This is a genomic window from Bradyrhizobium sp. CCBAU 11386 (assembly GCF_028128955.1).
In the GTDB taxonomy this organism is placed as follows: domain Bacteria; phylum Pseudomonadota; class Alphaproteobacteria; order Rhizobiales; family Xanthobacteraceae; genus Bradyrhizobium.
This window is the reverse complement of record NZ_LBKA01000017.1, coordinates 1-8,039: the sequence shown is the minus strand read 5'-3', so window position 1 is coordinate 8,039 and position 8,039 is coordinate 1. Positions and strand designations below refer to the sequence as shown.

The 8,039-nt window shown below is 58.8% G+C and carries 9 protein-coding genes and 3 pseudogenes; 8 read left to right on the top strand and 4 right to left on the bottom strand.

All coding sequences use genetic code 11. From position 1 onward, the window contains the following. Positions 1-241 (top strand): annotated as a pseudogene (locus tag XI09_RS04915) (hypothetical protein); the annotation flags it as partial. Between the two features lie 877 nt (positions 242-1,118). Here XI09_RS04915 and XI09_RS04910 read toward each other — a convergent pair. Next, positions 1,119-1,478, bottom strand: coding sequence for a hypothetical protein (locus tag XI09_RS04910; RefSeq protein ID WP_271565855.1), 360 nt, complete (start codon positions 1,476-1,478; stop codon positions 1,119-1,121). Positions 1,479-1,585: 107 nt separating this feature from the next. After that, positions 1,586-1,816, bottom strand: coding sequence for a DUF1214 domain-containing protein (locus XI09_RS04905; RefSeq protein WP_333939032.1), 231 nt, complete (start codon positions 1,814-1,816; stop codon positions 1,586-1,588). A gap of 441 nt (positions 1,817-2,257) precedes the next feature. Between XI09_RS04905 and XI09_RS04900 the strand changes: the two genes are divergently transcribed. Next, on the top strand, positions 2,258-3,154 hold the full coding sequence (locus XI09_RS04900; protein ID WP_271565854.1) for a hypothetical protein: 897 nt from the start codon (positions 2,258-2,260) through the stop codon (positions 3,152-3,154). A 25-nt stretch (positions 3,155-3,179) separates the two neighbouring features. Here the strand turns inward: XI09_RS04900 and XI09_RS04895 are convergent, their stop codons facing one another. Together XI09_RS04895 and XI09_RS04890 are read right to left on the bottom strand one after the other, a co-directional pair. After that, complete coding sequence (locus tag XI09_RS04895) at positions 3,180-3,815, bottom strand: tetratricopeptide repeat protein (protein WP_271565924.1); 636 nt, start codon at positions 3,813-3,815, stop codon at positions 3,180-3,182. Continuing rightward, positions 3,707-3,964 (bottom strand): annotated as a pseudogene (locus XI09_RS04890) (arylsulfatase); the annotation flags it as partial. The pseudogene XI09_RS04890 and the gene XI09_RS04895, both read right to left, overlap by 109 nt. A 638-nt stretch (positions 3,965-4,602) precedes the next feature. Between XI09_RS04890 and XI09_RS04885 the strand changes: the two are divergent. The 6 genes and pseudogenes from XI09_RS04885 to XI09_RS46005 all read left to right on the top strand — a co-directional run. Then, positions 4,603-5,676 carry a SphA family protein gene (locus XI09_RS04885; protein ID WP_271565853.1) on the top strand — a complete coding sequence of 358 codons (1,074 nt, stop codon included), beginning with the start codon at positions 4,603-4,605 and terminating at the stop codon, positions 5,674-5,676. A 382-nt stretch (positions 5,677-6,058) separates the two neighbouring features. Beyond that, positions 6,059-6,262: a hypothetical protein gene (locus tag XI09_RS04880; RefSeq protein WP_271565852.1), complete on the top strand. Its 204-nt coding sequence runs from the start codon at positions 6,059-6,061 to the stop codon at positions 6,260-6,262. Between the two features lie 410 nt (positions 6,263-6,672). Next, the gene (locus XI09_RS04875) at positions 6,673-7,044 is read left to right on the top strand and encodes a hypothetical protein (RefSeq protein WP_271565851.1); all 372 of its coding nucleotides are present in this window, start codon (positions 6,673-6,675) and stop codon (positions 7,042-7,044) included. 27 nt (positions 7,045-7,071) lie between these two features. Then, positions 7,072-7,344, top strand: a complete 273-nt coding sequence (locus tag XI09_RS04870) for a hypothetical protein (RefSeq protein WP_271565850.1) — start codon at positions 7,072-7,074, stop codon at positions 7,342-7,344. Between the two features lie 48 nt (positions 7,345-7,392). Continuing rightward, positions 7,393-7,740: a hypothetical protein gene (locus tag XI09_RS45695; RefSeq protein ID WP_333939031.1), complete on the top strand. Its 348-nt coding sequence runs from the start codon at positions 7,393-7,395 to the stop codon at positions 7,738-7,740. Positions 7,741-7,778: 38 nt separating this feature from the next. Beyond that, positions 7,779-8,039: pseudogene (locus XI09_RS46005) on the top strand (IS5/IS1182 family transposase); the annotation flags it as partial.

The following is an 8,039-nucleotide window of genomic DNA, read 5'->3' as shown; positions in this document are numbered from 1 at the left end:
CGAACGGGTCGATGTGAGGAAGATATCTTCGCAGTTGTCCACGCTCATTGCGAAGGTCGATACGCTGCAAAATACAATGATGTTGGATGTCACATCCTCCATCCGAAGAGCGCAGGCCCGCTATGGACTGTCCGCAGCGCTGCGCAAGCGGATGGTCCGGCAGTCGAAATCCGTAGGGCCCGTTTCGGTTGGAGGAGCGCCGCTGAGCACGCCGGCTACGGTTCCAGCTCCGGAAAGCTGAAGGTAGATCAGGCAAGGCGCTTGGGATGACTGGCACCCGAGCTCACGCTGGCGGGTCTTCTGGTCATGCCAAGCAGGCCACGATGGCGAGCACGACGTCGGCGCCCAGGTCGCCTGAGTACATCGTGAAAAGGATGCCAGCACCAAGAACGACAGCAAAGATTTTGAGAACGATCATTTTGAGATCCCCTCGTGAACGACGGGAGACTGGGCGCGGATTGTTTCCAGAGTGCTTCGCGTGATGCGGTAAACGGTTTCATTCACCGAGACGTTATCCGCGAGGGGCTGCCCGGCTCGGAAGGGCCGCAACAGGGAACCGGTGCGGCCCGAGGCATTTTGACCGGCCGGCCTTCGGCTTCAGTGCGGGGGATGTCGCGCGCTGGGGCTCGAATCCGGTGGAACTAGGGCGCGTACTCAAGAATGCGGATCTGTAGCAGCGTTTGGCGGTTGTCCGCTTCGATCCAATGGGCTTGCTGCGTCGCCGCGGAGCGACGCGATGGGCGGAACTCCGACACGTGACGGTCCGATCAACTGCGGCCAAGCTCGGTCAAATCGCGATCGCTCATCGTAGCGGTTCGACCTTCGCCGCCATGTCGGGAGCGCGGGTGACCCGGTAGGTCGCGTTGCTGCATCTAAGGACCCAGACGGCGTGGTCTGGCCGAGAGCGTTTGTTATCTCTAACGGCACCAAGCGGTTTGTCGCAGGTGAAACCTTGTATGCGAATCTGTGCCGCCAGCATCGATTGCGGAGTTTCTGCCTGTTGCGCCCGGACTAATGGATTGCAAGAAACAACTCCGGCAGCCAGCAATACCAATCCAAGCCGTCTATCCATAACTGTAATCCTTGTCGCAGCTTGATGGGAATTTCCGGGCGAAATCTCACGCTCGCCTAACGGTCATGCATTCAGCAGCCAGCAGCGCAGCGAAAAGCAAGTGCAGGACAACTGCGGGCCATAGCAGTGCTCCCACTAACTTCCCCATGATTCCCAGATAACCAAGATAAGCGGTTGCGAGTAGATTGTAGCCGAGCATCGCCCGAGTGACAGGCCTTGCAGAGGAATCCGGCCAAGACGTCAAGGCAAGACCCAGCAGGGCAATGCCCGCGAGTCGGCCGAGCGCCTGGCCCGGTTCGGTTAATTCGCCTCCTAAGACCAGGCGCCCAAAAAGAAACGGAGCGAGGATCAGGATCAGGCCGGTGGCAGCGATTTCAATGGCTACAGTAGTTGTGACCCATTTCATGGTGACTTACCTCTAGGCATCGCCCAACCATCGACGGCGAAATAGTCGAAAGCTAGAGTTCGGGCACGATGATCCAGCGCTCCAGGGCCGCCGCAGCTCCGACTGGATCAAGTTGCGTCACGCACCTTCTTGACCGGCGGAATCTTGTAGCTGCCGTCGAGCAACGGCTTGCTCGGCTGGTACGCGCGAATGGTCAAGTTGAACGGCAGGCTCGGCGGACAAGGTAGCCAGTTCGCCTCCTTGTCTGCGCCGGGCGTCGTGGCCTGAATATAGATATCCAGCGAGCCATCCGCGTTGTATTTGAGAGGCATTCCCGAAAGGATCCCATAGCGGTTCATTTAATTTTCATGGCAATATACTCCCGTTGAGAGCTGTGCCGTCAAAAGAGGGTCGTGCAATAAGAGACGGTCGTGCAATTCGATCGAGACTGCTCGCATTGACCGAGCCATACTTTGATGCAAATCAAGTGTCTGCGTTGGACAAGAGCCCTCACGGCTGAGATGCGTCCGCTGGACGTCCGCTCGTCAAAGTGTAACTTGGTGGGCAGGGCAGTTGGAGTGCAGAGCGGGCCACGTTGGCAGCCGTGGTCAAATTTCGCCGAGGCGCTTGGATCGTGACATGGTGGATCGGTCGTGCGTTCTGGCATTGATTCAGGTCTACGGGAAAAATCGTGATCCGAAGGTTGCAGACAGAGTGACCCAATTCATGGCACGATATGTTGCAGCACCTGGCGGGGCCCTGCGGGTAAGCAAGGCTTGCGTCGAACTCGGAGCCGGGCATTGACGAGGTTTCGGTCCGTTCTGAAGGCCGCACTCGGCGTCGCCCTGATCTGTCCGGCGGCAAGCTCGTTGGCCGCTGACGTCGACGACGACGGCGATGGCGACAAAAAACCGACCGTGCCGACGATGTACCTCGATCTCAGAACCTATTACGCGCAAATCCCAGCAGGATCTTTGGCGTTTGGCTTTGGTCATCCCTCCTTCTTCACTGCGGTGCAAACGCTCGGCGGACCGAACGGCGCTGCATCATCGACCGGATTGCCGGCGGCAAAATCACTCAACGTCGATCTTCCGTTTACGATCGATGTCACTGATCGCGTCTCGCTCTACGCCGGCGTGTCCGGCAGCTCCACGCAGTTTGCGGGTAGCGGATGGTCTTCATTTGACATCACAAGCTGGAATATCGGTTTCCAGGCCGACATCTACCAGCAGAATGGCGGGAATTTCCCGACCGTGACGCTGCAATCCACGATAACCCAATCGATTCCAAACGGCCCACTGACCGCGACATCCTTCAACAACATTCTCGAGTTCGATTATGCCCTGGACAAGGACGAGACTCGCGGCATTCTCGTAGGCATCAAGCACACGCGCGTTGACGTGGGCAACGCATCGGTGAGAATTAATCCAAATACGATCGGTTATGTCGGTGGCTACTATCAGTGGCCGAATAACTGGAAGTTTACGGGTCGCGTCGGGGTACAGTCGTTCGAAGGCGCCCAGCTTCTGAACCTCGTGCCGCTCCAGTCGTTCACCCAGCCCATCGTGCGGCTCGATCTGGACCGCATGGACGACAATGACAACCGACTGTTTGGCTTGACCGCCGAGATCATGTGGTTGCCGAAACCGGCGTACCAGCTCACGCTCAGGACGCCGCTATACGCGGTGCGAAACTAGCCGTGTCGCAGATTTTCGCGGTCGGCTATCGCTTGAGCTGCTTGATGAGATCGTCAATCTCGCGATTGCCGGGCATCAAGCGCGAGAGTTGCTCAGCATAGCCCAGCGCGGACGCGGAATCTCCTGTTTCGCGGCTCAGGGCGAGTGCGGCAGAAAGGATGTCGCGATCGTTGGGATGCAATTGCAAGCTGGTTCTCAAGACGGCAAGGGCGTCGTCGCGGCGGCCAGAGGAATTCAACCCCAGGGCATAGACGTAAGCATAGCGCGGTTGACCGGGGTCCAGCTCTGCTGCTTGACGCAATTCACCGAGCGCCTCATCGGCGCGCTTTTCGCGCACGAGCACGAGGCCGAGTGCATGGTGAAGTGAGGCAGTCTGCCCCGAGTTGGACAGGGCTTCGCGAAGAATGCGTTCGCCGTCACTGTCGCGGCCAAGTTGCCGGTAGAGATCGGAAAGATTGATGGCGGCAGGCGAGAACGATGGATCAAGCCTGAGGGCCTCCCGATATTCGGCCTCGGCCTCAGCGGCACCGGCCTGTCGTGCAAGAAAGTTGCCGAGTTCTGCGGAATAACGCCGAGCCGCGTCTGGTTTTCGAAGATGGTGTCGCGCAGCTTGTTCCAGCCTTGATCGAACAGGTGCAAGTCGCTGATCTTCTTGACCCACTCCGGCGTCGGGTGATGCGGCGCATGGGTTGCGCCGGGCGCGAATTTGACGAAGAACGGCGTGTCGGGCGACAGCGCGTTCGTGCGATTGACGTAGTCGATCGCTTCGTCTGCCATTGCAGTCACAAGATTCCAGCCGGGCTTTCCCTCAGGAAACCGAAATCTTCTCTCCTGGTCGGCGGTACGTTGCCCCCCATCTGAACTTCGGGGCAGTTTCCGTCTTGATCCGATCAAGACGGTTCGCGCACGAGCGATGCTTTGAGCAGCTCGTGGTCGTTATGTTTGCTGTGTAGTTGCCGAAGGCGGGACGGTGAATGCAGCGATCAGCGCAATAAGTATCTTGCGAATATCCATTGCAATATACTCCGAACACGCACCAACACTCTACGTCAGATCGCATCCGGCTGTCGAGCGTCGATCTAACTCAATGACACCCGAACGATGCCGGAGACATGAGCGACGCCAACGACTGAGGTTTGCTCGCTTATCACCCCGCACGAGTGCGCAACGAAGTGTCACAGCGACTCAACCAAGAGCATTCGGTGTGACCGCCGCCTCTGGCAATGAGGAATGCACTATCCTGCAGTCTTCTTGCTACACACAGGCGCACCTTGCCTAGACATAAATACCTCTGGTCAATCATGCTGTCGGTATTCCTACGGGTCAGCGGCGATGCTGAGTGCCTTTAGCGCAACATGCTGAACCGAATCTGACGAGGTTGCGACCTTGGAGCGAGACATTGAATCGCCGATCGATACACTGTCATTTGTTGGCGGGAGGACAAGCAGATGACGCGGTACCTATCCGAACCAAAGTCTCATTGTCGGCTCACTCGCGCAACGATCGGCCTGGCCGTAGCATTGACCGGATGCTTGTCCGACGCAGCTTATGCCGATGAGGACGGCGTTTCGTACTGGCTTCCGGGGCGTTTCAGCAGCCTCGCGGCAGTCCCTGCGGTCCCCGGCTGGTCGATGGCCGAAGTTTATTATCACACCAGCGTGTCCGCCTTCGGTAGCGCAGCCGCAGCAAGAGAAATCCGCGTCGGCCGGATCCCCGCTAACGTCAATGTTGATTTGAATCTGCGTTTAAACGCGCAGGCGGACCTTGTCCTGCTCAACCCGACCTACACGTTCGCGACGCCGGTACTCGGCGGACAATTGGCAATCGGCATCACCGGCTTGTTTGGCCGATCCGCTGCAACGCTCGACGGAACGCTGACAACGGCTATTGGGCCCCTTGTGACGACCCGCACCGGTACCCTCTCTGATTCAATCACCTCGGTCGGCGATCTGTACCCGCAAGTAACGCTGAAGTGGAACGCCGGCGTCCACAACTACATGACCTATTTGACCGGCGACATTCCGGTTGGCGCCTACTCTTCAACCCGTCTTGCTAACCTCGGTATCGGTCACGGCGCGATCGACGGCGGCGGCGGCTACACCTATTTCAATCCGCAGTCGGGCCATGAGTTCTCGGCGGTCGCCGGGCTCACCTACAACTTCAAGAACACTGACACGCAATACCAAAATGGCATCGATTTCCACATCGATTGGGGTGCTTCGCAGTTTCTCTCGAAGCAGCTCTTCGTTGGGCTCGTCGGCTACTATTATCAGCAGATCACGGACGATTTTGGTCAGCCCCCGATCCTGGGTGGTTTCCGGTCGCGCGTGGTGGGAGTCGGTCCGCAGATCGGATACCTGTTTCCGGTCGGCGACCTGCAGGGATATTTGAACCTGAAAGGGTACGGCGAGTTTGCCGCAGAAAATCGGCCGGCTGGCTGGAATACGTGGCTGACTTTCTCGCTGTCGCCAATGGCGCCGACCAGCACGGTCGCACCGACGCGAAGGATCGTGACGAAGTAATCGCGGCTTGCGTTCGCCATCTCGCCGGCGGCGCCGACCACGCCGCCAAGGCGGATGATCACGAAGTACGTTCTTAGCAAGCGGCAGTGCTCCCGATGCAGCGGAAGTGCCTGGGCGCTTTCCGGCAGCGCCCGCGCCGACCGCACCACCGAAGCGGATGACTACAAAGTAGTACCCACATCGCGCTGACGATCTCTCTGGAAACCGGCGGCAACACCCTGTTGCGCGCTTCATCGAGGCTGACACCCATGGGCGGTCGGTCTTCGCTTCTCGTTCAAAATGCACGAGTCATTTGAGATGGATCAAACCGATCGATCGCGGCGCATCTCTTGCTGACAACAACGAGGCATCCGGGTGGTGTGCTGCTTCGAGGAGGCAGGCCATGGCGCAACAAGTACTTGGTGGGCTTGCCGATAACGCCAGCCTTGAGGGCCGCGACGGCGGCGAAGCAGAGTTGACCTTCGACCACTTGTTGAGAGTCTATTTCGCAAGGCTCCTGGTCGGAGAATTCCCGGCAGTGAACAACGTGAGCCGCTCGCTCGAACTACCCTCCGCTCCACGAAACAGCCGTTCTCGCTCAAATTAGCAGAAGGCGGGGCGAGATAATCTGGCGCCTTCGAGCGCTCGCGATGCGAGGGTGGCGTGATGGAGAGCGTCGGGACCGCTTGATCTGGATCAACGTCGCTCCCGCGACGACGTGGCTCGCTGTACGTGACGTTCACCGGGCGCTGGAGGGAGTCAAGTAATGATCGCGCGATTGCTTGTTCTGACCTGCGTTCTGAACGTGGCCGTGGTGACCGCCGTTGCGGCCGCGAGCAGGCACGTGAACACGAGGCCCGCTGCGACTCAGGCTAATTCTCCAGTGGGCGATCTGCGTTCCGCCAGGAGCACGGTGTTTCGACAGGATTTGTTTGACCGGAGAAACCCGAACAACGTCAGGACGGATTGGCCTGCTCCGCCGTTCCAGCCTGCGCAATTCTAGAAGGGGTTCAGCAAATGAAGGCCGCTTTGTTATCCCTCGCGCTGTTCGGAAGCAATTTGTCGATACCGATCTCTGATCGCGTACCCGAACTGAAAGTAGAGGCGCTGTGCCAAGCCACGACGGCGATCGATAAAGAGATGGGGCTGAGCGAAGCCCAAAGCCTTGCCGACTGCATGCGCGATGAAACATCCGCAAAGCAACAGCTCGAGACGATATGGCAGGGGACTGCACCTCCCCTTCGTGACCGCTGCGAGGGCGAGGCCAGTTCGGCCGGAGCTCAGAGTTATGTTGATCTTATCACCTGTATCCAGATGACAGAACTGGCAAGCTCTCTCCCAAACCCGTCCGGGCTAAGGGGAGCCAGCAAGACCAGAAATAAGAAATAGCTGACGCATATACCCAAGGAGCTCACCATGAAGTGCATCAATGCGAGATTGTGGTTAGTTGCCGCGATTGTGGTCTGCGCAACGGCAACCTCAGTGCAGTGGTCGCAGGAAACCGGCTATTCGGTTTCGATCGGCCAGGCGGAGGCTCGGGTAGGGCGACCCGCAACTCCCGTGAGTGTTGCAGGCGTTGCGCGTCGGACGACGCGCCGCGCGGTCGTGGGTGGAGCTGCGGTAGGCGCAGCCGTTGTGGCACCCGCCTGCGCCCGTGTGCTGGTGAATGGAGTATGGGTCTGTCGGTAAGCTCGCAGGATCGAATACCGTCGGCTCCGTTTCCCGGGAGATGATTATATGAGGCATTTATCAATCGCTGTTTGCGTCACGGCAGCGCTTGCGACGACCGGTGCTTTGGCACAGCCGGCCAATCTCACAGGGGTCTACAAATGCATTCAGATGTGTCGTGGAGGCTTGCCGGCTTACGTCACGCAGAATGGGACTGAACTCAACCTGTTGACGGAAGCCGGTGTGCCATCTCGTGCGTGGCCTGACTGGTACTCGCCGGCAAACCGGATTTGGATAGATGCGTTCAATCAAAGCGCAGTCTATTCACCTGACGGGATGCTGATTCAGTTTGACAATGGGACCATCTGGCAGCGCGACGTTCCCCCGATTCCGCCGCCCGTGCGCCGGCGCCGATAAGGCCGATAAGTATGTCCGAACCGACCTACGAGGCGAATCGCTGGCGGAGGGCTGGGTCTGGAGCCGTATTATTGAGGCCCTTGCGGCTGCTCGCGATGCGGCTGTCCAGATGATCGACACTTTCGTTGTCCGCGTGCATCCGCACGGAGCGTGCATCACCAGGAACCAGCGGCAGTCGATGGGACGGTCAACGGGCGGGTTGACGAGCAAGCTTCACGCGTTGGTCGATAGCCGTGGCCTTCCGGTACGGCTGGCGTTGAGCCCCGGTGACGTTGCGTCGAAGGGAAGGCGCGTTGCAT

What these genes read in the sequence shown, in the direction of transcription:
- XI09_RS04910 (WP_271565855.1), bottom strand. Translation starts at nt 1,478, where the DNA reads ATGAAATGGGTCACAACTACTGTAGCCATTGAAATCGCTGCCACCGGC.
- XI09_RS04905 (WP_333939032.1), bottom strand. Translation starts at nt 1,816, where the DNA reads ATGAACCGCTATGGGATCCTTTCGGGAATGCCTCTCAAATACAACGCG.
- XI09_RS04885 (WP_271565853.1), top strand. Translation starts at nt 4,603, where the DNA reads ATGACGCGGTACCTATCCGAACCAAAGTCTCATTGTCGGCTCACTCGC.
- XI09_RS04880 (WP_271565852.1), top strand. Translation starts at nt 6,059, where the DNA reads ATGGCGCAACAAGTACTTGGTGGGCTTGCCGATAACGCCAGCCTTGAG.
- XI09_RS04875 (WP_271565851.1), top strand. Translation starts at nt 6,673, where the DNA reads ATGAAGGCCGCTTTGTTATCCCTCGCGCTGTTCGGAAGCAATTTGTCG.
- XI09_RS04870 (WP_271565850.1), top strand. Translation starts at nt 7,072, where the DNA reads ATGAAGTGCATCAATGCGAGATTGTGGTTAGTTGCCGCGATTGTGGTC.
- XI09_RS45695 (WP_333939031.1), top strand. Translation starts at nt 7,393, where the DNA reads ATGAGGCATTTATCAATCGCTGTTTGCGTCACGGCAGCGCTTGCGACG.